Raw genomic sequence first — 21,347 nt, 5'->3', positions numbered from 1 at the left:
CTAAATATATTTCAATGGAACCCCTTATTATCAGGAAAGCACCGTTAAACTTATACCTTTTATTGGTACTGTCAATTTTATCGGAGCTGTTTTTCATCTATATATTTTATGGGCATTTTACAATTATAGCTGTAGGCATCATTGCTGTTGTCAGCCTATTCCCTGCATGGCTTTTTATTTATGCAGTTCGTGAACTCATCAAAAAAAGCCCTCATCTTACGCTGACTGAAAACCAGCTCATCGTTAAAGACCGTGATTTTTACAACTGGAAAAACATAGAGGGTTTTGCATTCAGCACGGAAGAAGTGGGACGTGATAGTGCAGGAAGTATTTACAAAAATTACATCACCCTATCATTAGAAGACGGCACTTCCGCAAAAATTCCGGTATCACATCTCGACCGGAAGGCAGATGAAATCATGTATTTACTTAATGAATACAAGCGAGAATCAGATGATGCAAAAAGGCCTTAACCACAACATTGAGAATTGTCAAGTAATGCTAATTACAACGATATTGTCTGTTGCTGTCCCTTACTCGTCTTTCCTTTGACAGCTGGAACCGCTTTTCGTACTGAACGTTTTTTAGCCCTTGGTTTCTTTTCTTCAACATGCTTTTCTTCTTCAGGGACTTTCAGTTCTAATCTGACCAATTCCTGAATGTCGTTTTTAATTCTGATGTAATTCTCCTGCAAGTCATCATAGCTGACCTTCCGAATTAAAGGAATAGGCAAATAGGCCGCTTCTTCCTTAGCAATTGCCTCATGATCGGTCTGCAATTCCGCATGGAACATTTTCAGGCTGATCTTTTCATTCGGGCTATCGGCCACAATGCCCACAAATTCGCCTGATGATAAAGTAGCAATCTTTGAGGCGGGTATAGCATAATCCATTTGAGTTGATCTTATAAAGTTATTATTAACGAAACAAAATTCCAATTGTCGGGGCACTAGTAGAGATAAGCGTGTAGAAGAAAACAATATCTTTTTGCATGACATCAATCTACTGCCTCATTTTTTTTAAAAAGCCTTCCCTAAACCTTGCGCCCATGGGGATGACATGGCCTTGAAAATGGATGTTGTTTGCTTCGATATGCAGAATTTTCTCCCTGTTGATGATGAACGACCTGTGTACCCGTATAAACTGACCTACAGGAAGTAATTTTTCAACTTCAGAAAGGGGAAGCTTCGGTTTAAGTACCCTGGATTCTCCAAAAATATGGGTGTAATTTCCCTTCGCTTCTGCAAAAATTATTTCCCCCGGCTTTACCTGATAGGTTACACCTTCCGCTTTCACCAAAATGTATCCACTATTGCCCTGTATTTCGTGAGTTGTGGGCGCAAGGTTCACTTTCACCTTATCGACCGCCTGAATAAACCGGTCTAACGAAAAAGGTTTAACAAGGTAGTCGCATACCGCCAGATCAAAGGCGGTTACCGCAAACTTCCTGTATGCGGTTGTAAAAATCACCTGTGGTAAATTCTTAATGGTTTTTAAAAAACTGATCCCATCCAGCAAAGGCATATTGATATCCAGGAAAATGAGGTCAACTTCTTGGTTCATCAAGTATTCACGTGCCCGAAAAGCATCTTCACAAACCCCAACAACCTCAAGATTAGTTAGATAACTACAATAATCAACAAGCAAATTTCTCGCAATGGGCTCGTCATCCACAATTAGACATTTAATGCGCTGCATGTACCGGTATTTTTAATTTCACAACATAACGACTATCCTTTGTGCCATGGTTTAGCTGGTAAGCGTCGTTGTATAACAAATCTAGTCTTTTTATCGTTGTCACCAGCCCCATTCCTGAAGGCCTGTTATCGAAAACCGCTGACTGTACTCCTGATGTATTCTCCAGTTCAAAATAAACAAAATCTGCATCCGCCCATAATTTTAAAGTGATCTGGATTGACCCTCTCACCGTATTTTTGGCATGCTTAAAAGCATTTTCCACAAATACGATCAATACCATGGGTGCAATGTTGATACTTGGATTATATCCTCCTATATGGACATCCAGAGCCAATCTATCCCCTATCCTGATCTTTTCCAGGGCAACAAAATTCTTGATACAATCTACCTCCTCCTTCAATTTAACAAATGGCCCATCCGAACTGTATAAGGTGTAACTAAGCAGGTCAGAAAGTTTAAGCAGCAATTCAGGTACCCTTGCAGGATCTTCACGCGACAAGCCGTACATGTTGTTCAGGGTATTGAACAAGAAATGCGGACTGAGTTTACTGGTCAGCAAATTCAATTCAGTCTCCGCTTGATACTGCAAAATCCTGCTCTCTTTAATTTGCTGCCTTGTTAGCATCCTGATGACAGTAATGATCGTACCGGCAAATACATGAAGCATCACCAACAAAGTGGTGATGACCACCAGTGCCGATACATCTGCCCCGTCTTTATACCCAAGGAAATAAGCCATCCCAAATATACCTGCCACAGAAAAAAAACACGTTAAAAAACAAAAAATCAGAATCAAAAACAACCAACTCTTTTTCCAGGGAAACTGCTTGCCAAGCCACCTGCCTGAATATACACAAGCCACCATGAGCAGGTATACCAATATTGCCTTTGGCATCACCTGCTCAGGGTCAGGACTTTGCAAGGTAATAACTATAGCAATTACAAATAGGCTCAACAGGAAGATTACATGTATCTTTATTCCCTGTTTAAAGATTGTGGTAACTGCGTCTTTCTCTATTTCCATAAATCAAATATCTATTATTTAAATTAACTATCAGTTCTATAGGGTTCAAGAGCCCTTATAAAATGATGAACACAGTAATACAGTGGATTAACCTTAATCTCTTCTTTTTCCCTGTTTGCATACTCTTTTGCCCTGTCTGTCCCTACGCTTTCATTCCGTAAGCCATTTGTTTGATTTTTGAAGAAAAATCACAATGAAAATTTTCTTTATACTCCTGATTTGCCTGTCGAGCTGCTTCAGCTCCAACGGCCAAACTCGGCCCAAGCCAAGTTCGATAGCCGAGCTCAAAGACTCCATTCAAAGGATTGTGCGCAAGCGAAACATTCCCGGCCTGATGCTGGGTATCATTACCAAAGACTGTGTGCTGTTTTCGGGAGGCTTGGGCTATGCTGACCTAAAAAACAAACGTGCCGTGAATGGCAAAACCCTTTTTCGAATGGGTTCCATTACCAAAACGTTCGTAGCCATTGCCCTATTGAAGCTGGCCCAGCAAGGAAAAATAAACCTGAACGACCGGCTAAAAGATCTTGCTCCCGAAGTTCCCTTTACCAACAGTTGGGAAGACACACACCCGGTCAGGGTGGTGGATCTACTTGAACACACCACAGGCTTTGATGATTTCAAATTCAATAAAATGTATACGTTAGAACACAAGCTGTACAGCTCAAAAGAAATGATGTTACAGCAAAAAGCATCCATGACCTGTCGCTGGAGACCTTCTGAACGCTACACCTATAGTAATGTAAATTATGCGATACTGGGATATATCATCCGCAAGCTTAGTGGAAAAGAGTATGGGGAATATTTAAAAGAGAACATCTTGCAGCCATTGGGCATGCACCACTCAAATTTTAATACGTGGAGCAGGCATCCGCTGGATACCAGGGAATACTCCACGGCATCAGGACAGCTAGAACAAGTTCCATCTGTGACCCTGGTGCCAGGGGCTGCTGCTTCCTTGTGGTCTTCGGCAGATGAGATGAACTTATTCCTTCACGCGCTGATCACCTCAGACCCCCATCTACTCTCCCAGAGAAACTTTTCCAGATTTGAAACACCTAGCAGTTCTATTGCCGCCAGAGCTGGGTTAACCACCGGATATGCACTGGGCAATGAAGATTTTGGAAAGATGAGAGGCCATGATGGTACGCTGGGTACCTGTAAATCAAGCTATAGGTACAACAGGAAATTAGGTTATGCTTTTGTACTTTCATCAAACGCCAACGGATTAGGCAATATCGAAGACCTCATCAACGACTATTTGGGCCGAAAATATGCCGCTACCGAAAAGCCAGTCCTCCCCAAAGACATCCCTTTGAATAAAGCTGAGCTTAGTGCCTTTACAGGCTACTACCAAAAACAAGATCCAAGATTTGATTTATTGGCCTTTACCGATAGGCTGATGCTGCTGAAGGTTGAAATAAAAAACGATACACTACAGTACAACATTTTAGGTCGAACACACCAATTGATACCAGCTGGCTCGCTAATTTTCAGGGACAAATGGGCGCCGCAGGCCGAGATCGCTTTTGCTACCAGTGCCGATGGTAAAAAAGTCATGATCGTCAATAAACACTATACCGAAAAAGTCTCGGCGTTCAAGGCGTTCAGCTGGCTTATCGTCATTAGTATCGCATTGATTTTTGCGCTGGCTGCAGTTGTTCCGGGACTGATTGCCATTGGGTACATCCTGGTCAAAAAACAAAAGCCAAAATCATTACACCTGTTCATTCTACCCATGCTCAGCGTCATTTCACTAAGCTGGGGCATTTACTCATTCATGCAGGTATACAACAACAGCTACCGCCTTTTTCAGCTCGCGGTCCCCTCTGTAGGAGCGATTTCAATTTTACTGGGATTTGCCTTATTCGGTGTTTGTACCCTGCTAAATGCTTTACTTCTCTTTAAGAACCTAAATACAATAACCAATCGCTATAAACAAGGATTTTTGATATCCACTGCCATCTCATTATTGCTGATCTCAGGCATTTTATTGACCGAAGGGTGGATAGGCCTGATTATTTGGAACCAATAATAAATCCCGTTTCAGCTGCTGTCTACTTACCAGCCCCGTTATCGACACTCATGCTCCGCAAGCGGCCGCCCGAGCTTTTGGCAACCGCTTGCAGGGCGTATTTTAATCTGCTTTAGATTAGTTCAATGTTAGCCGTAAATGGAAGTTTACGATTTGACGCTGCTCATATCTCGTTTAAGTTTTGATATGTCAGACCCTTTCATGACTACCGAGGTAGGCAATCGTATTTGACAGTTTTTCCTGTGTGCTCTCATGTGTAACTTCAAGTAAATTCAGGACGGACAAGTAGGCATTTTGTTCCCTAACAAAGTTATTAAGTCTAAAGTAGAGTAAACGTATAGATTGAAAATTGTTTCCGATTGTGGTCATTGCTCATTGTTTAATTGGTTGTCATACGCTTTTACGTGATGGGGAAATTCCTCTTCATAGAATGGATATGGAACACCTTCCAAGTATCAGTCTGTCTTCGGGATAGTCAGTAACTAATTCAATGCCGTTTGTTACACAATGGGTTTTAAAGAAGTCATAACCCGAAGAAATATTTATAAAAGTTATTTTGCCAAAAACACTTCCCATAGGTGCATCTCCCTTTTCAAGTTCAGTTGTCCCGATTTTATTGTTGTTCAGAAAAATGTCGTATAGTTTCATTGTTATAGTTTCATTGTTATAGTTTGGTGTCTTGCTAAAGTGAGGCATAAGGTTTCTGGGCTTTGCGTTCGGGTGGGAATTGGAGCACAAAACTGTCAGCCGGCACTGAACTTAAATAAAAGCACAAAGCTTCAAATTTGCACTTCACCCCGCCTAACGCAAAACCTGTGTTATGCCCAGTTTTTATGTCGAAGTGTCTGTGTCGTCCCATTCATTTATACCTTGAAATTTCCTTACCCAATTTAAGGTTTGGTGTCTTTCAAAACTTACCACTCTATCAATTTGTGTTTCGTCTGATTTACCACTAAACATCAAGTCTCTAAAATATGTCGTTGCCAATTCGTTAAGCAAGTTCTCTTCATAAATCTGGTCAAGTGGTCTGAATTTTAAATCTCTCAAAAAATCTTTTGTCTCTGCTCCGAGCTCGGGGATTTTACTTTCAAAAGCATCCATTACTTCATCTGAACATTCTTGGGTAATATCGTGAAGATTGTCAAATAGATTTAACACCCAGCCCAATAAGATAGAACTTTCAATTTTCCAAGATAAATCCAATAAAACATCTTCATTTGGCTTACTCTGATTTAAAAAGTTGATTTCATTATTTGATACTTGTTCCCAAAGTTTTTCCTTTTTTAACCATTCAATAATTTTAGGTCTGTCATCTAAGTTGTGAACTGAATAAGAGATTGCATTCAGGATAATTAGTCTGCAACCAACGTCATAAGGTCTTTGAAATTCTTCTTTTGAATAGTCAAGATAGGGTAAGTGAGACACTCTGTAATTTTTAATACCTAATGAAATTAATCTTTCTTCAAGTTTTTTCTTTCTTTTCTTTAACTCTGCAATTTCAGGTGTGTCTGGCTCTTTAGGAATTGAACTGTCAAAATACCAGTCATTGTGAGGCGATGACTTACCACAACCTGGACAACTTGTTGTCTCCCATTGAGTATTGCATTTTGGACATTTTGCTCTTGTTTCAAAGGTATTCCAAGAGTATCCGCAAGTACAAGTCCAATGAGGTTCTCCGTCTGGTTGCCAATTACAGGTTGGACATTCAATTACTGTTGTCATTTTTGATGTATATGTTGTCTTTTAAAATTGGGCAAACCCTCCTATACCAGCAATAAACATTCTTCAATGCAGCTATAATAGTTGTATTGGAGCCATCGATTTGCTGGTTATGCATCGCTAATATATTAAATTAATGGCTCATCAAAAGGACTTTTATCTCTTGTTTGTTTTGGATGTTCACATACCTTTAATTTCAGCCGAAATGCTAAAGCAATCTCTTTTATAATCAGCTATAAATATAAATTATGACAAAGATGGGTATCGAGCCACAAATCTCAACACAATAGCTGAGATAACCTACCTGAAAGCCAGGAGTTAGAAGTACATAAAAAAGGGGAAAAGTATCTTTAAAAGACTCTTTTCCCCAACTACGGGTGGAATACCGGGCTCGAACCGGCGACCTCCTGAACCACAATCAGGCGCTCTAACCAACTGAGCTAAAACCACCGTGTTTTTTCGTGTCGACAAAAGTACGATTAAAAACCTATTCTTCAAATATTTTTAAGCATTGCTGAAAACATTTTTTTTAATCCTTTAAATTTCAATAGTTTGAATTTTCGCAGCTGGATAAATTATCCCCTAAAAATTGCTTTTATGGCTTAAAAAGGTAGATTTGTTGCACATTATGATAGAAATCTATACAGACGGAGCAGCAAGCGGGAACCCCGGACCAGGAGGTTACGGCGTAATTTTACGTGCCGGCCAGCACTATAAAGAACTGAGCGCAGGCTTCCGTTTAACTACCAATAACCGCATGGAACTCCTGGCCGTTATTGTGGGTTTAAACGCATTGAAAACAGCCGGACAAGAAGTGACCGTGTTTTCTGACTCTAAATATGTAATTGATTCTGTAGAAAAGAAATGGGTATTTGGCTGGGTCAAAACCGGCTTCAAAGGAAAAAAGAATAAAGATCTCTGGATGCAGTTCCTAAACATCTACAAACAGCACCATGTAAAATTTGTATGGGTAAAAGGTCACAACAACCACCCCGAAAATGAAAGATGCGATCAGCTTGCCGTGGCAGCCTCCAAAAACAGGGCTGCCCTGGGTGTCGACTCAGAATTTGAAGCGGAAAAAAGCAGGACTAGCCTGCTTTAAACTTTAACTGTCGTTCCGTTTACTGCCTTATTGTTCTTTTCGGCCGAGAACTCTGTCATCAGGTCTTCAGCTACCTTTACCATGGCTGGTGAGCCGATAAAGATAGAAGTACGCTGGTGCAGCTCTGTAGGTTCAATTTCCAGGATCCTGTTGAAGCCATCAGAAGCTACCCCTCCTGCCTGTTCCACAATAAAGGCCATAGGATTGCATTCATACAGCAGTCTCAGCTTTCCGTTCGGAGAACTGGAAGTAGTAGGATAAATATAAATCCCTCCCTTGATCAGGTTACGGTGAATATCGCCCACCATAGAACCGATATACCTCGAAGTATAAGGCCTGTGTGTAGCCTTGTCTTCCACCTGGGCATATTTAATGTATTTCTTCACTCCTTCCGGAAAGTGTACGTAGTTCCCTTCGTTAATGGAATAGATCTTCCCTTCTTCCGGGATTTTCATATCCGGGTGCGACAAGCAGAACTCACCTATAGATGGGTCGAGTGTAAAGCCGTTTACACCTTTTCCGGTAGTATAAACCATCATGGTTGATGAACCATAGATTACATAACCGGCAGCAACCTGCTGAGTCCCTTTCTGCAATACATCCTGCAAAGTAGCCACACCTTCTACCGACTTGCGCCTGTAGATCGAAAAAATAGTACCTACAGCAACATTCACATCTATATTCGAAGAGCCGTCAAGCGGGTCTATACAAACAATATATTTTGCATTTTTAGAAACCGGTGAATCAATAGGCACAAAATCATCTTCCTCTTCTGTGGCCACAATACAACATTCACCACCACTGGTTAATGCACTGATAAACTGGGTATTCGCAAAAACATCCAGCTTTTGCTGCCCCTCACCCTGTATGTTTGTGGTACCCGCATCGCCCAGTATATCTGCCAGGCCGGCCTTATTTACCTCCCTGTTTACAATCTTTGCGGCTATGCCGATATCCCTGAGCAAACGGGAAAGCTCTCCTTTTGCATAAGGAAAATCTGATTGTTTTTCAATGATAAATTGCCCCAGTGTTTTTATACCCGACATACTACTTAGTGTATTTTATACGTTATCTATTACCTATTTCTATGGCGGCTAAGGTATGTATTTTTTCTTCTGAAATACAAAATCTGATCAAAGTTTTTATTCTGTGCCAGCCGGAATTTCCAGCCGCACCGGGATTTATATGCAGGCAATTGATTTTTTTGTCGTACATCACTTTCAGGATGTGTGAATGTCCGCTGATAAACAACATCGGAGGCTTAGTGTAAATTTCTGGTTTCACCTGCGGAGCATATCTACCCGGATATCCGCCTATATGGGTCATCCATACATCTACATTTTCGCAATGGAAACGCAGGTGTTCCGGATACACTGCACGGATCTCCTTATCATCGATATTGCCGTAAACACCCCGCAAAGGCTTAAACGCCGCAAGCCGTTCTGCTACATCAGGTCCAAAATCACCCGCATGCCATATTTCGTCGCAACTGTCAAAGTGCTTAAAAACGGCATCATCCAGAAAGCCGTGGGTGTCCGACATCAATCCTATCGTCTTCATCTGTTCGTATTAAAAAGCTAGAAAAAAATCTTTCAGCAGCAATTTATAGGTGTCTGTATAAACACCCTTTGCTGCATAAATGTATAAATTCTGGTGCTGTACCGGCGCATCCGAATAATCCAGGCAAACAATCTGCCTGATCTCGGGCTTTTCCTCATCAGAATGGATGTGCATCATCACCGCCGGCCTTAAACCGTAAGCAGCTGCCAGCTCAATGATGTTCATAGACTGCTTTACCGGCAGTATAAACCAGAACCTGCCATCCCGGCTCAACAACGCATCAACCCGGTTCAGCAGCTGTTCAAAGAAAATTGCATCCGTATGCCGCGCAATCCCTTTCCGGTGTTCCGGATTTTTAAGGTCATTCACAAAATAAGGCGGGTTGGAAACAATCAGATCGTAAGGCTCCTCAGCAGCATAAGTCTCTATGGGCGCGTGAAAAACTTTCAATCTGCCCGAAAAAGGCGAACCTTCAGCGTTCTTTCCGGCAGCAAGCGCAGCCTGCTCATCAATTTCAACCGCATGCACAACTGCCCCGGGAAAACGCTGCGCAAGCATCAGGGCAATCACCCCGGTGCCCGTCCCGACATCAAGTACCTTAGAGGCTACCCGCTTATCTGCCACAGCACCAAGCAAAACCCCATCTGTATTGATCTTCATCGCACAGCCCGTCTGGTCTATTTCGAACTGTTTAAATCTAAAAGCGTTCTTCATTCTGTCAGGCTTGTGTTAAATGATGGCATATCGGCTTCGCAAAGATAGGAGAAATCCCAGATTGGGGAATTTATTCATTCTATAATAGGGCTTTTAAAATTTTAACGCTAAATTTGCATCTTCAAAAAAAAAGCATGATTTATTTCTTTTCCAGCCAATCCAAAACAGTTTTCGCATTACAAACAGAACGGGAACTGAGCACTACTGATATTAAAAAACTAGAATGGTTATTTGGCGGCGCAAAACTGCAACAGGAAACTACATTAAATGATTTTTTTGTTGGGCCCCGCGCAGCAATGGTGACCCCATGGAGCACCAATGCGGTAGAAATTACACAGAACATGGACATCCAGGGCATCATCCGTATCGAAGAGTTCCACAAAGTGGAAGAAAATGCTTCCGACTACGATCCTATGCTCTCCCAAAAATACAATAAACTGGACCAGGACCTGTACACCATCAATATACAGCCCGAGCCCATCCTTGAGGTTACCGACATTGCAGCCTATAACAAACAGGAAGGCCTTGCCTTGAGCGATGAAGAAGTTGCTTACTTAAATGACCTTTCAGCAAGACTGGGCAGGGCACTTACCGACTCAGAAGTATTCGGCTTCTCGCAGGTAAACTCTGAGCACTGCCGCCACAAAATATTTAACGGAAAATTTGTAATTGATGGCGTTGAACAGCCAACCTCCCTTTTTAAACTGATCCGTAAAACTTCAGAAGAAAACCCTAACGATATAGTATCGGCTTATAAAGACAATGTAGCCTTTATTAAAGGGCCAAAAGTACAGCAGTTTGCACCTAAACGTGCGGATGTACCCGATTACTACGCCCTGAGCGATTTTGAATCGGTAATCTCGGTAAAAGCCGAAACCCATAACTTCCCAACCACTGTAGAGCCATTTAATGGTGCAGCAACAGGATCAGGCGGCGAGATCAGGGACAGGCTGGCAGGCGGACAAGGCGCTTTGCCGCTTGCAGGTACCGCGGTATATATGACTGCTTTATCACGCCTGGAAGAAAACCGTCCATGGGAAAAAGGCGTAGAAGAAAGACAATGGCTGTACCAGACGCCAATGGACATCCTGATCAAAGCTTCTAACGGAGCTACCGATTTCGGGAACAAATTTGGCCAGCCCCTCATTACCGGGTCGGTACTCACCTTCGAACACGAAGAAAACAACCGTAAGCTTGGTTTCGATAAAGTGATCATGCTGGCGGGTGGCGTAGGTTATGGCAAGGCCAGTCAGGCACAAAAACACAAACCTGCCGAAGGCGATAAGATCGTTATCCTGGGTGGCGAAAACTACAGAATTGGAATGGGCGGTGCTGCAGTTTCCTCTGCCGATACCGGTGCCTTTGGTACCGGCATTGAGCTCAACGCCATCCAGCGCTCAAACCCCGAAATGCAGAAAAGAGCAGCCAACGCAGTGCGTGGAATGGTAGAAAGCGAAACCAATACCATCATTTCTATACACGACCACGGCGCAGGCGGCCACTTAAACTGTCTTTCTGAGCTGGTTGAAGAGACCGGCGGTAAAATAGACCTCGATAAACTGCCTGTAGGCGACCCTACCCTTTCCGCCAAAGAGATCATCGGCAACGAATCTCAGGAGCGTATGGGATTGGTGATCAGCCAGCAGCACATAGACACCTTACAGAAAATTGCCGACCGCGAGCGCTCTCCTATGTATACTGTAGGAACCGTTAGCGGCGATCATCGTTTTACTTTTGAATCGGCCAGCACTGGCATCAAGCCGATGGACCTGGAATTGAAAGACATGTTTGGCAGCTCGCCGAAAATGGTGATGGAAGACAAAACCATAAACAGGGAATACCAGCCGGTAACATACGATGCAGGTAAACTGCAGGAATACCTGGAGCAGGTATTGCAGCTGGAAGCTGTAGCAGCAAAAGACTGGCTTACAAACAAGGTAGACCGCTGTGTGGGCGGCCGGGTTGCCAAGCAGCAATGCGCAGGCCCGCTGCAACTGCCTTTAAACAATTGCGGTGTAATGGCTTTGGATTTCCAGGGCAAAGAAGGTATCGCTACTTCCATTGGTCATGCACCCCTGTCGGCCTTAATTGATGCCGCAGCAGGAAGCCGCATAGCCATTGCAGAATCCCTGACCAACCTGGTTTGGGCACCATTAAAAGATGGATTAAAAAGCGTTTCACTTTCGGCCAACTGGATGTGGGCCTGTAAAAACGAAGGTGAAGATGCCCGCTTATACGAAGCTGTAAAAGCCTGCTCTGATTTTGCCATCAGCCTGGGCATCAATATCCCTACAGGTAAAGATTCCCTGTCGATGAAGCAGAAATACAAAAATGATGAGGTCATAGCCCCGGGTACTGTAATCATTTCTGCAGCTGGCAACTGTAACAACATTACCCAGGTGGTTGAACCTGTACTGCAAAAAAATGGCGGTGCTATCTATTACATCAACCTCTCTTCCGACAACTATAAACTGGGTGGATCTTCTTTTGCGCAAATCCTGAACCGGATTGGCAATGAAACACCTGACGTGAAAGATGCCGCACAGCTTAAAACGGCATTCGATACGCTTCAGCAGCTCATAAAAGAAGGTAAGGTGCAGGCCGGACATGATATCGGCAGCGGCGGTTTAATTACCACCTTCCTGGAAATGTGCTTTGCCGACCGCGACCTGGGCGCCACCCTGGATCTTTCTGCATTAGGCGAACAAGACAGCATCAAGCTCCTGTTTGCAGAGAATATTGGTATTGTATTCCAGGCAGACGCAGCTGTTGAAGCCAGCTTTGCCGCAAAAGGCATCAGCTGTCATAAAATTGGTGAGGTAAGCAGCATAGCTACTTTAACCATTAAAAACGGTACAGCCGAAACCTTAAATTTTGACATTGACCACCTGCGTGATGTATGGTTCAAGACCTCTTACCTGCTGGATAAAAAACAAAGCGGGCCGGTTAAAGCCAAAGAGCGTTACGACAACTACAAACACCAGGTATTAAAATACAAATTCCCAGCGCAGTTTGACGGTAAAAAACCGGTTATCGATGCTTCGAAACCAAGACCAAAAGCTGCCATCATCCGCGAAAAAGGAAGCAACTCAGAACGCGAACTGGCCAATGCCATGTACCTTGCCGGTTTTGATGTAAAAGACGTGCACATGACCGACCTGATCTCGGGCAGGGAAACCCTGGAAGACATCCGTTTCATTGGTGCAGTTGGTGGTTTCTCCAACTCCGATGTTCTCGGATCGGCCAAAGGCTGGGCAGGTGCATTTATGTACAATGAAAAAGCCAGGGTAGCACTTGAAAATTTCTTTAACCGGCCAGACACCCTTTCTGTTGGGATATGCAATGGCTGTCAGTTGTTCATAGAGCTGGGCCTGATCAACAGGGACCATGCCGAAAAACCTAAAATGCTGCACAATGAAAGCCATAAGCACGAAAGTATCTTTACTTCTCTTACCCTGGCAGAAAACAATTCAGTAATGTTGTCTACACTGGCAGGAAGCACACTGGGGGTATGGGTTTCACATGGTGAAGGTCGTTTCCAGTTGCCTTATGCAGAAGACAAGTACCGCATCGTTGCCAAATATGCTTACGAAAACTATCCGGCCAGCCCGAATGGATCCGACTACAATACAGCTATGATGTGCGATGAATCAGGACGTCACCTGGTGATGATGCCGCACATCGAACGCTCCCTGTTCCAATGGCACTGGGCCAACTATCCGCAAGGACGTAAAGACGAAGTTTCGCCATGGATGGAGGCCTTTGTAAATGCCCGCAAATGGATTGAGCAGCAATAAGCTTAAGGATATTTAGTCAGTACGACTGTCAAGTCCGGTTTTCATCAGAAGGCCGGACTTTTTTGATGTGATCCGGATTACCCCGTTCCTGCCCCGTTCTCCATATTCAGCTAAAGCCGTTGCGCCCTTTAATACATGAATTGCCTCGATCTCTTCAGGTTTGATACTGGCCAGCCCCGCATGAAATTCTATTCCATCCAGCAACATTAAGGGCTGAGATTTTGCCGGCAAGCCGTTCAGCACAAAAGAAGATTGCACTCCGCGCTTCTCCGCAGAATCGGGAGCAGCAGTGGGCTGTACCGTTTTTTCATATTCTTTTTGCCACAAAACCGGTTTCTTCCTTACCGGCCTATTTTTAATGATGACGGAACTGCCCTGTTGTTCGTTGGCCATAACAGGCTTTTCATTGACAAACTTTGGTCCTTTGGCAGGTTTCTGCTGTTTGTTTTCTTTTCGTTTTTCCTTTACGATCTGCTGTTCCACAATAAATTGGGGCTCAGCAAAGGCCCATAAAAAAAGGGCAATAGCAGGTAACATCAGCAGCACCGAAAATTTCCTTACCCTTGCAGAAGCCGGTTTCATCATCATGTTAACCCGTTTCAAATGATCGTAACGCGAAAAAGAACTGGCCAGCGCAAACACCGGAACCCCCAGGCCATGGTTAATAAGGGCAGCGCGATAAACCGCAGCTGAATTCCCCTGCTCCAATACTGCCTGATCGGCCAGGTACTCATGGTTCTGTTTAACCAGGTTCAGGTATATCCAGGCCAGAGGGTTGAACCATTGAAAAGTACAGAACAACTGGCAGATCAGCAGATCTGCCCAATGGCGCTGCTCCACATGCGCCAGCTCATGCTCAAGGATCAGTTTTTTCTCCGCAGCCGAAGTATCTGCCGAACTGTTGATGATGATGCAATTGAATACCGAAAAAGAAGAGCGGAATACCGGGGTTTCAACAATCAGGCAACCCTTTAACAAGGTATATTTATGCGTTAATGCAGTTTTTCTTATTTTGTACAATCCAATGATGTGGCGAAGCAGCAAAAAGCAGCCCCCCGCAATATAAACCATCAGCAACAGGCTTGTCCAGTTGAAACGATCAGGCATCGCCAGCACAACCGGAGCAACATCCGTTACAGCAGTTTCCATAGGCATCAGCTTTATCTCGTATGTAAAAGTATAAAGCGGCAGCAGAACCGAGCAGCTCAGACCACTCAATAAAAAAATACGGTTAAACCTGTAAAAGGTTTCGTTCCTTAAAAAAAGCCAGTATACACCGGTAAACAAAGCCATGTATAAGGCCGATTTCAGAAAGTAAATAGCCAGTGCTTCCATAACATCCTTATTTTTCTTTTTTCAGTTCTTCTTTGGTATCCCTAATCAGCCGGTCCAGTTCCTCCACGGTATAATTGCTTTCCTTTGCAAAAAAAGAGGCCATGGAAGAAAAAGAATCGTTAAAATAATTCTTCAGCAAACCGAACAATTGTGTTTTTGAGTAAGCCTCTTTTGCAATGGCCGGTAGGTACACATTGGTACGCCCAATACTATTGTGTTTCACAAAGCCCTTGTTTTCCAAAATGCTCAGTACCGTTGCAACGGTAGTCCGTGCAGCCCTGGGCTCTTCCATTTTCTCACGTATATCCTGTACCGTACCCTCACCCAGGGTCCACAGCACCTGCATAATCTGCTCTTCCGCTTTTGTTAATTGTACCATTTTCTTAATAAATGTATGAAAATTTCATAGATTAAAAACCGCTACCTGATTTTAAAACGCAGTTTGAGTAAAAGCTGGGCCGGCCGCAGGTTATAAACAGAATAAAAAGTGCTGATCTCGTTGTAAGCGGCCGCAATGTACTGCCGGGTATCAAATACATTGGTATATTCTGCACTGAACTCTATCTTTTTAAAGACATAACGCATGCCCATATCTGCAAAATTCATGGTCCTGCTCCCCGAAACAATCGCACTGTTGTAAAAATTCTCATAGCCCAGGTTAATGGTCAGGGCTTTGGCCGGAAAAAAATTCAACTGCGCCTGCTGCCTGCTGCTGTTGATCGGCCTAAAGCCATCCACGTTATTCCTTACTTTATTCCTGCTCTGTGCATACTGAAAAGTATAGGATAAGCTGGCCCATTTGCCCAATTTAGAAGATATCGACGGCCGCAGGTTAAAATTTTCGCCCGTAAAATCAATGACCTTATCCTGACTGATCTGCGATGCCGAACTGCTGCTGTAATCGGCATCCAGACTAAGTGTTGAAGCAAGAGCATCTATCCCCTTACTAACCCGGGCATAAATACTGTACCTGCTACTTTCATTAGGAATAAAATAGGCCCTTTTGAAGCTCAGTATATCCTGATAAACATAACCGTACAGCAAATTCATACTGCTCCGGCCATGCCTTAAACCCAGGTTAAAAAATAGGGCATGCAGGGGATGACGGTAACCAAAATCGAGGGAATAAGATTGATTTTTCTGCTCAGACAGTTGCCCCTCATTCCGCTGCAAGTTGCGGTACGATTGCATCATGTAACCCGTAAAGCCATTTTCAATCCCCCCCTGCTCATTGTTGTAACTGGCTGCTGCAGTCATATTCCAGAACAAATTCAGCTCATACCTGATGTTGATACCGGGATTAAAGAATAACCTGCTGATCTGCCTTTCCATCTCATTCCCGTTGTCATTGCTTCTGTACAGGTAGTTGTATACCAATGGCAGTTGTAGCGTTACTTTAATTTTATCTTTTGCATAGGTATAATCGGGCTGAAAAGAAAAGCTGTATTTATTCCAGGTCAGGCCGTTACTTAAAGAATCTACTACCTGCGTAAAATTGCCTGAAGTTTCCTGTCCCTGCAATTGTGTGTTTAGCTGCTGCAGGTTAAGATTTGCAGCAAGCGTATAGCTCTGTTTCCAGCTTCCCTGTGTTAGCCCCAGGCTAAGGCGGTTTGCAGAAGAAAACTGCCGCTGCCCAACCGATTGCCTCAACGCGGTTAAGCCCGCGGGATTGCTGAACAATGCATCATACAGAAAAGGCTCCACATTGAGTTGCTGGTCGGTACTGCTGTAACCATTGTAGCTGTACATTTTTAAACTCAGCTGTTTGTAATTCCTGATGAGACTAAAGGCATTGTCTACCTTAAACACAGGCTGTTTTAAACCCTGAAAGATATTATTCAGTAAATGCTCTGCAAGCACTCCACTGCCGGAGATCCCCGATCCCCGGTCCCATTTCCCTGAAAACCGGAAGGCATTGTCCAGGTAATATCTTTCTGTATTCCTGTTCAGCTGCAGCGCCGTTTCCAGCAAATCCGTATGAGCGGTAGCCGCCAGGTTTTCTTCAATGCTCAGTATGCTATCGGCAGGCAGATAATAAACAGACCGGGAAAAGTTCTCCTTTTCCTGCCTGTCGTTTAAATAGATGACATTGGCATTGAGCTGATAATCTTTGCCCAGGCTCCATAAATTGTTAACAGAAGCCGCATTGGCCCGGTTGTACAGGTAACGCTTCTGACTGATGGGCGGGGCTGAAGGCGATTGCAAGACCAAAGCACTGTATGGACTCAGCTGGTTGTCACCGGGGTAGTACGACTTCAATTCTGCTCCTGCGTCATTTCCGGTGTTGTTCCCCTTGTAGGTATTGATGTTTTGCCTGCCCTTGTTAAAGTAAGTAGAGGTCAGCTCGTTGTTCCATAAAAAGGGTGACAGCCCCGTACCAAGCTGGGTATTTGCCGTCAGCACACCCTTTGCACCGTCTTTCAGTTTTAAATTGATGGCTGCTTCATCGGTAAACTCCCGGTCTTTAAGCGCTTTTACCGGCTGGTGGTTTTCCAGCACCTGAACCGTGGCCACATCCTTCGCTTCCACATTATTGGTGGCAATACCATAACGCCCTTTCAGCAGGTCCAGGTTTTCAATATAAAAGCGGTTGATGGGCTTATTGTTGTACGTTATGGAGCCATCGTCGGCTACCCTTATTCCAGGCATCTTTTTAAGCACATCCCCTATGGTACGATCGTTTTTATCCGCAAAGCCATCTACCAGGTAATTCAGGGTATCGTTTAGCTTACGGATTTTGGGCGGATTGATCTTGACTTCTTTTAACCTGATCACTTCTGCATCCAGGCTAAAATGATGCGTACCGCTTTTATTGGTTATCGTCTGCACCAGCTTTTTAAAGCCAAGGCCCGAAACGGTAACTACCACACTATCGGCCTTGCTGTTAAAGTTCAGTTTATACTCACCTTTCTGATTGGTAAGTGCATAAACCAATATGGATGCGGCATGCTTTTCCTTTACGGTCACATTTACCCCAGTCAGGACTTTCCCATCCGCTTTGTGCTGCACCAGGCCCTGGATGCCGGTCTGCCCTTTCACAAAAAAGACCTGCAGGCAAAACATAAAAACCAGGAACCGCTTCATTCCGTTTCCATTGGAGCGTAGCCGGTTTTACGTGGCGCCTGTGCAATGATTACTGCACCCCCATTTACATTAATGAGCATGCCCCCACCCTGCTTCTTTTTCTGCTGCTCAAACTCAGCGCGGGTACATTTTATGCTCTTGCTGTCGTCAATCTTTATGGGCAGCGGGGCTGATTTTGACAATTGCTGTAAACCAATCATGTGGAAAGCAAACATCCCTTTGGTATCCTCAGCCTTTAAGATCAGTCCCGGTAAGCCCCAGAATTTCCAGGGACCATCAGGTACCGGAACATCGGCTGCGAACCATGCCGTATACTCCCTTCCCCTGAAACTTAAGGTGGCTTTCTGGCAGGTATAACCCGCTACGGTATCTGTTTCATTTAAAATTTTCCAGGGCAATGCAGCCGCTTCATCTTCATATTTAAAGCGGTCGCCAATGGCATCAATATAATCCAGTACGGTGATCTTTTGCGTCCTTTTATCTTTAATGATCTGGTAACTTTCTCCTTCCAATGTACCGGTATAGGTAGATCCCGGCATGCTGGAAAAGTCTTTGCCGGAATCACTTTTATATACATTTACAGATTTAATGGTTTGCGGGTCTATACTTGCCAGCTTTGCATTCAGCATAGAATCCCTGCCCAGCCTGGCCGGGTCATAGAATTTAGATACAGCAGGGCCGATGTCGAGCACCATCGTATCCGCACGATGGGCTTTGTCTTCCCCTTCCATTTTTTTACTGAACAGGTAGTAACAACGTAAAGAAGCGGTATCAATTGTTTTTTGCACACGCCCCGTATTTTTACCCAAAAATCCCTGCGCCGATGCTGAAATGCCGGCGCATACACCAATAATAGTCAATAGTCTTTTCATCATCTGCCTGTTTTTAAAGGTTGATCTGGCTCAACAGCCATTGTTACAGCCAATCTACGTCTATATTTTTAGACAAACAAGCGAATTGAAAAATTTTGTCTAAATAATTAGACAAACAATCGGTAATACGGAAATGACAGGTCAAAAAAAAGCCCGGAAGAAGTCCGGGCCTATCATACTAGCTTTCCTCTGCAACGAGGTTCATCATCTTCTTTTTCTTCATGTGCCTTGCCAAAGCAGAACGGTCGTAATGCGGATGTTTACGCAGGGTATTTACATTTAACCTGAGCGCAGAGCCTCTTCTCCATAAAAACCCTCCGGCAGTAATTTTACGGTAATTGTTTACGACGCTATAAATATCGCCTTCAGCAATGCCTGTAACCCTCGATGCCTCCGCTGCTGTGGCGTAGGTTTTAATCCATTTACCATCAAAGTCGTACTGAGACACCTGTTTATCTTCGGGCAGATAGGCCATTTGAGAGACACCCACCTGATTTCTTAGAGACTTTACGGAAATTTTGGCCTTGGTACTTTCTTTCCAGATAAAGCCCGCCGAGGTAAAGGCTTTGCCGCTGATGGCGCGGTGTATGTTCTGCGGCCTTACATTTACCGCTTTGGCCGCTTCCTTAACAGAGCTGTACGCATTGATCAGTTCTCCTTCCAGGTTATACTGCCCGATATTCTTTTGCAGGGTAGCAAATGGTGAAGGGTACTGCCAGCGTTTCTCCAGGATAGGCCTTACGTCCACATAAGGGTCTTTTCCGTACCTCCACAAATATCCGCCCGCCGTAAGCATACGAATGTTACCCCTTAAAGCCGAAGAGATGTGCGATGCACTCAGCCCCATGGCGGTCGCTGCTGCCTTGGTGCCCGGATAAGTCTCCAGTAATTGCCCGGTAAGCGAGTAACGGCTTACCTCGTTCACTCCCTTTTGCTTGGTAGAGCGTACAATCTTTTTCTGGTACTGTTCCCTTTTTTTGGCCGTCATGCGCTGTGCCTGTCCCCTCCTGCCGGCAGCATCCATCAGGGCTGCTTTGTCTTTCTGGGTGCCAAGCATCAGGTTTTCAGGACGCAGGTTTAGTCCGTCGCCATCCTTGTATAAAACAAACAGCTCTTTGTTGGCCAGTTCAAACTTTTCTACAAAAGAATAATAAACCAGGCGCGCCGGACTATAAGTATAAATTTTGCTATCCCTTAGGATGCCGATGCGCAGTAAACAGCGGTAATCGCCGGTTGTAGTGTTCAGCGAACGATGAACGGTAGGCTTCAAAATCAGGGGCTTGATAATATAGGTAACCTTTCTTTTATCTACCCCGCCGCGTTCAAGTCGTTTAATTCTGCCAAAGTTGGAGATCATATAATACCCTTCATGGCCGGGAATATCCTTCCATAGTTCTCCGTTAAGATCATCAAGTGACAATTGCTGATACGGGTAATTTTGCTCGTGCATATAAATTTATATTAAGAGGTTAAATAGTTACGTTTAATATTATTAACGCTAAAATAAAAAGTAAATTGTCACACTTAATACCTTATCTGTCAAAAATAATTGTCAAGGTACGCATAACAAAATATTTCGTCAAGTATATGCAACAATCTTTCCATTCTTTCGTCTAATAACTGTCAATTCCATAAAATCGTATAATTTTTAACACTATTATATCAATCATCATGAAAAAGTTACTTTCATTCTCCTTTTTTGCCCTCCTGTTTTTGTCTTTTTTCACAAAACCTCTCGCTGCAATGACGACTTTAACATACAATTCCAGACCAATATCGGATGAAAGGACAGTAAAAAATTTCGACAATGTGGTAGCCGGCGGTCCCATCCAGGTCATCATTAAAATGGGCAGTACAGAAAGCCTGAGGTTTGAAGGCGATGCAGAAGCAATTTCTACCCTGGTTGCCGAAGTGAAAGGCAGCACACTGGTGATCCGGCCAAAGACCAGCTGGATCAGCTGGGCAAAAAAATATGAGAACAAAAAAATAACGGCCTATGTAAATGCAAAGCAGCTGAGCGCACTGACCATGAGCGGCGATGGCAGTATTGTGGTATCAGGAACAATTAAGACAAACAACTTCAACCTTACCTTAAGTGGCTCGGGCAGCATCAGGGCAAATATAGCTGCCGATGAGATCGAAGCTATTGTAAGCGGTTCAGGTAAAGCGCTGGTTGAAGGAACAGCGACTGAAGCAAGTGTTACTTTAAGCGGCCCCTGCACCTTTGGCACCAAAGCCCTTGAGGTTGACGAGCTTTCGGCCCGCATCAGCGGAAAAGGCAATATCAACATCAGCTGCAGCAAGAAAATAAAGGCTTTCATTAGTGGATCAGGACACATCAATTACCTCGGATCACCCGAAATACAGAAAACAGTAATTGGCACCGGCGGGGTAAATAAGCTGTAAAA

18 protein-coding genes and 1 tRNA gene are annotated in these 21,347 nt (G+C 43.9%); 5 read left to right on the top strand and 14 right to left on the bottom strand.

Annotated elements, in window-relative coordinates; genetic code table 11:
* Window positions 1-14 precede the first annotated feature (14 nt).
* On the top strand, window positions 15-473 hold the full coding sequence (locus tag ABIE26_RS18820) for a hypothetical protein (protein ID WP_310144808.1): 459 nt from the start codon (window positions 15-17) through the stop codon (window positions 471-473).
* Between the two features lie 32 nt (window positions 474-505).
* On the opposite strand, the gene ABIE26_RS18815 is transcribed toward ABIE26_RS18820, so the two are convergent.
* The 3 genes from ABIE26_RS18815 to ABIE26_RS18805 form a co-directional block, all read right to left on the bottom strand.
* The gene (locus tag ABIE26_RS18815) at window positions 506-892 is read right to left on the bottom strand and encodes a hypothetical protein (RefSeq protein WP_310144806.1); all 387 of its coding nucleotides are present in this window, start codon (window positions 890-892) and stop codon (window positions 506-508) included.
* Between the two features lie 109 nt (window positions 893-1,001).
* Window positions 1,002-1,697, bottom strand: a complete 696-nt coding sequence (locus ABIE26_RS18810; protein ID WP_310144804.1) for a LytR/AlgR family response regulator transcription factor — start codon at window positions 1,695-1,697, stop codon at window positions 1,002-1,004.
* Window positions 1,684-2,721, bottom strand: a complete 1,038-nt coding sequence (locus tag ABIE26_RS18805; protein WP_310144801.1) for a sensor histidine kinase — start codon at window positions 2,719-2,721, stop codon at window positions 1,684-1,686. Before ABIE26_RS18805 ends, ABIE26_RS18810 begins: the two co-directional genes overlap by 14 nt.
* A gap of 193 nt (window positions 2,722-2,914) precedes the next feature.
* Here ABIE26_RS18805 and ABIE26_RS18800 point away from each other — a divergent pair, with 193 nt between their 5' ends.
* A complete protein-coding gene (locus tag ABIE26_RS18800) occupies window positions 2,915-4,756 on the top strand; it encodes a serine hydrolase domain-containing protein (RefSeq protein ID WP_310144798.1) in 1,842 nt (613 codons plus the stop codon).
* Between the two features lie 423 nt (window positions 4,757-5,179).
* On the opposite strand, the gene ABIE26_RS18795 is transcribed toward ABIE26_RS18800, so the two are convergent.
* The 3 genes from ABIE26_RS18795 to ABIE26_RS18785 form a co-directional block, all read right to left on the bottom strand.
* A complete protein-coding gene (locus tag ABIE26_RS18795) occupies window positions 5,180-5,404 on the bottom strand; it encodes a hypothetical protein (protein WP_310144795.1) in 225 nt (74 codons plus the stop codon).
* Window positions 5,405-5,587: 183 nt separating this feature from the next.
* Window positions 5,588-6,478, bottom strand: a complete 891-nt coding sequence (locus tag ABIE26_RS18790) for a DUF4272 domain-containing protein (RefSeq protein ID WP_310144793.1) — start codon at window positions 6,476-6,478, stop codon at window positions 5,588-5,590.
* Between the two features lie 372 nt (window positions 6,479-6,850).
* Window positions 6,851-6,926: transfer RNA gene (locus ABIE26_RS18785), tRNA-His, on the bottom strand.
* Between the two features lie 177 nt (window positions 6,927-7,103).
* Here ABIE26_RS18785 and rnhA point away from each other — a divergent pair.
* Window positions 7,104-7,577, top strand: coding sequence for a ribonuclease HI (gene rnhA, locus ABIE26_RS18780; RefSeq protein ID WP_310144789.1), 474 nt, complete (start codon window positions 7,104-7,106; stop codon window positions 7,575-7,577).
* Here rnhA and fbp read toward each other — a convergent pair.
* Genes fbp through ABIE26_RS18765 form a run of 3 tightly spaced genes read right to left on the bottom strand, consistent with a single transcriptional unit; the run spans window position 7,574 to window position 9,851 of the window.
* Window positions 7,574-8,623 carry a class 1 fructose-bisphosphatase gene (gene fbp, locus ABIE26_RS18775; RefSeq protein ID WP_310144788.1) on the bottom strand — a complete coding sequence of 350 codons (1,050 nt, stop codon included), beginning with the start codon at window positions 8,621-8,623 and terminating at the stop codon, window positions 7,574-7,576. The two genes, rnhA and fbp, sit on opposite strands and share 4 nt — an antisense overlap.
* A 22-nt stretch (window positions 8,624-8,645) precedes the next feature.
* The gene (locus ABIE26_RS18770; RefSeq protein WP_310144786.1) at window positions 8,646-9,137 is read right to left on the bottom strand and encodes a metallophosphoesterase family protein; all 492 of its coding nucleotides are present in this window, start codon (window positions 9,135-9,137) and stop codon (window positions 8,646-8,648) included.
* A 9-nt stretch (window positions 9,138-9,146) separates the two neighbouring features.
* Complete coding sequence (locus ABIE26_RS18765) at window positions 9,147-9,851, bottom strand: tRNA1(Val) (adenine(37)-N6)-methyltransferase (RefSeq protein WP_310144784.1); 705 nt, start codon at window positions 9,849-9,851, stop codon at window positions 9,147-9,149.
* Window positions 9,852-9,985: 134 nt separating this feature from the next.
* On the opposite strand from ABIE26_RS18765, the gene purL reads away from it, so the two are divergent.
* Window positions 9,986-13,648, top strand: a complete 3,663-nt coding sequence (gene purL, locus ABIE26_RS18760) for a phosphoribosylformylglycinamidine synthase (protein WP_409035700.1) — start codon at window positions 9,986-9,988, stop codon at window positions 13,646-13,648.
* A gap of 12 nt (window positions 13,649-13,660) precedes the next feature.
* On the opposite strand, the gene ABIE26_RS18755 is transcribed toward purL, so the two are convergent.
* The 5 genes from ABIE26_RS18755 to ABIE26_RS18735 all read right to left on the bottom strand — a co-directional run bounded on the left by ABIE26_RS18755 (window position 13,661) and on the right by ABIE26_RS18735 (window position 20,389).
* On the bottom strand, window positions 13,661-14,983 hold the full coding sequence (locus ABIE26_RS18755) for a M56 family metallopeptidase (protein ID WP_310144781.1): 1,323 nt from the start codon (window positions 14,981-14,983) through the stop codon (window positions 13,661-13,663).
* A gap of 7 nt (window positions 14,984-14,990) precedes the next feature.
* The gene (locus ABIE26_RS18750; RefSeq protein ID WP_310144779.1) at window positions 14,991-15,362 is read right to left on the bottom strand and encodes a BlaI/MecI/CopY family transcriptional regulator; all 372 of its coding nucleotides are present in this window, start codon (window positions 15,360-15,362) and stop codon (window positions 14,991-14,993) included.
* Between the two features lie 41 nt (window positions 15,363-15,403).
* Window positions 15,404-18,067 (bottom strand): carboxypeptidase-like regulatory domain-containing protein, encoded by a 2,664-nt coding sequence (locus ABIE26_RS18745; protein WP_310144776.1) that lies wholly within the window; start codon window positions 18,065-18,067, stop codon window positions 15,404-15,406.
* On the bottom strand, window positions 18,064-18,942 hold the full coding sequence (locus ABIE26_RS18740) for a GLPGLI family protein (protein ID WP_310144774.1): 879 nt from the start codon (window positions 18,940-18,942) through the stop codon (window positions 18,064-18,066). Before ABIE26_RS18740 ends, ABIE26_RS18745 begins: the two co-directional genes overlap by 4 nt.
* Before the next feature lie 175 nt (window positions 18,943-19,117).
* Window positions 19,118-20,389, bottom strand: coding sequence for an NUMOD1 domain-containing DNA-binding protein (locus ABIE26_RS18735; RefSeq protein ID WP_310144771.1), 1,272 nt, complete (start codon window positions 20,387-20,389; stop codon window positions 19,118-19,120).
* 293 nt (window positions 20,390-20,682) lie between these two features.
* Between ABIE26_RS18735 and ABIE26_RS18730 the strand changes: the two genes are divergently transcribed.
* Window positions 20,683-21,345 (top strand): head GIN domain-containing protein, encoded by a 663-nt coding sequence (locus ABIE26_RS18730; protein ID WP_310144769.1) that lies wholly within the window; start codon window positions 20,683-20,685, stop codon window positions 21,343-21,345.
* Window positions 21,346-21,347 lie beyond the last annotated feature (2 nt).

Source organism: Pedobacter africanus (genome assembly GCF_040548825.1).
In the GTDB taxonomy this organism is placed as follows: Bacteria; Bacteroidota; Bacteroidia; order Sphingobacteriales; family Sphingobacteriaceae; genus Pedobacter; species Pedobacter africanus_A.
This window is presented reverse-complemented; position numbering and strand designations above follow the sequence as displayed.

Excerpts from the sequence above, each read along its gene's own strand:
- ABIE26_RS18730 (WP_310144769.1), top strand. The coding sequence starts at position 20,683 with ATGACGACTTTAACATACAATTCCAGACCAATATCGGATGAAAGGACA.
- ABIE26_RS18755 (WP_310144781.1), bottom strand. The coding sequence starts at position 14,983 with ATGGAAGCACTGGCTATTTACTTTCTGAAATCGGCCTTATACATGGCT.
- ABIE26_RS18800 (WP_310144798.1), top strand. The coding sequence starts at position 2,915 with ATGAAAATTTTCTTTATACTCCTGATTTGCCTGTCGAGCTGCTTCAGC.
- ABIE26_RS18740 (WP_310144774.1), bottom strand. The coding sequence starts at position 18,942 with ATGATGAAAAGACTATTGACTATTATTGGTGTATGCGCCGGCATTTCA.
- ABIE26_RS18750 (WP_310144779.1), bottom strand. The coding sequence starts at position 15,362 with ATGGTACAATTAACAAAAGCGGAAGAGCAGATTATGCAGGTGCTGTGG.
- ABIE26_RS18815 (WP_310144806.1), bottom strand. The coding sequence starts at position 892 with ATGGATTATGCTATACCCGCCTCAAAGATTGCTACTTTATCATCAGGC.
- ABIE26_RS18795 (WP_310144795.1), bottom strand. The coding sequence starts at position 5,404 with ATGAAACTATACGACATTTTTCTGAACAACAATAAAATCGGGACAACT.
- ABIE26_RS18820 (WP_310144808.1), top strand. The coding sequence starts at position 15 with ATGGAACCCCTTATTATCAGGAAAGCACCGTTAAACTTATACCTTTTA.
- fbp (WP_310144788.1), bottom strand. The coding sequence starts at position 8,623 with ATGTCGGGTATAAAAACACTGGGGCAATTTATCATTGAAAAACAATCA.
- purL (WP_409035700.1), top strand. The coding sequence starts at position 9,986 with ATGATTTATTTCTTTTCCAGCCAATCCAAAACAGTTTTCGCATTACAA.
- ABIE26_RS18810 (WP_310144804.1), bottom strand. The coding sequence starts at position 1,697 with ATGCAGCGCATTAAATGTCTAATTGTGGATGACGAGCCCATTGCGAGA.
- ABIE26_RS18735 (WP_310144771.1), bottom strand. The coding sequence starts at position 20,389 with ATGCACGAGCAAAATTACCCGTATCAGCAATTGTCACTTGATGATCTT.
- ABIE26_RS18765 (WP_310144784.1), bottom strand. The coding sequence starts at position 9,851 with ATGAAGAACGCTTTTAGATTTAAACAGTTCGAAATAGACCAGACGGGC.
- ABIE26_RS18770 (WP_310144786.1), bottom strand. The coding sequence starts at position 9,137 with ATGAAGACGATAGGATTGATGTCGGACACCCACGGCTTTCTGGATGAT.
- ABIE26_RS18805 (WP_310144801.1), bottom strand. The coding sequence starts at position 2,721 with ATGGAAATAGAGAAAGACGCAGTTACCACAATCTTTAAACAGGGAATA.
- ABIE26_RS18745 (WP_310144776.1), bottom strand. The coding sequence starts at position 18,067 with ATGAAGCGGTTCCTGGTTTTTATGTTTTGCCTGCAGGTCTTTTTTGTG.
- rnhA (WP_310144789.1), top strand. The coding sequence starts at position 7,104 with ATGATAGAAATCTATACAGACGGAGCAGCAAGCGGGAACCCCGGACCA.
- ABIE26_RS18790 (WP_310144793.1), bottom strand. The coding sequence starts at position 6,478 with ATGACAACAGTAATTGAATGTCCAACCTGTAATTGGCAACCAGACGGA.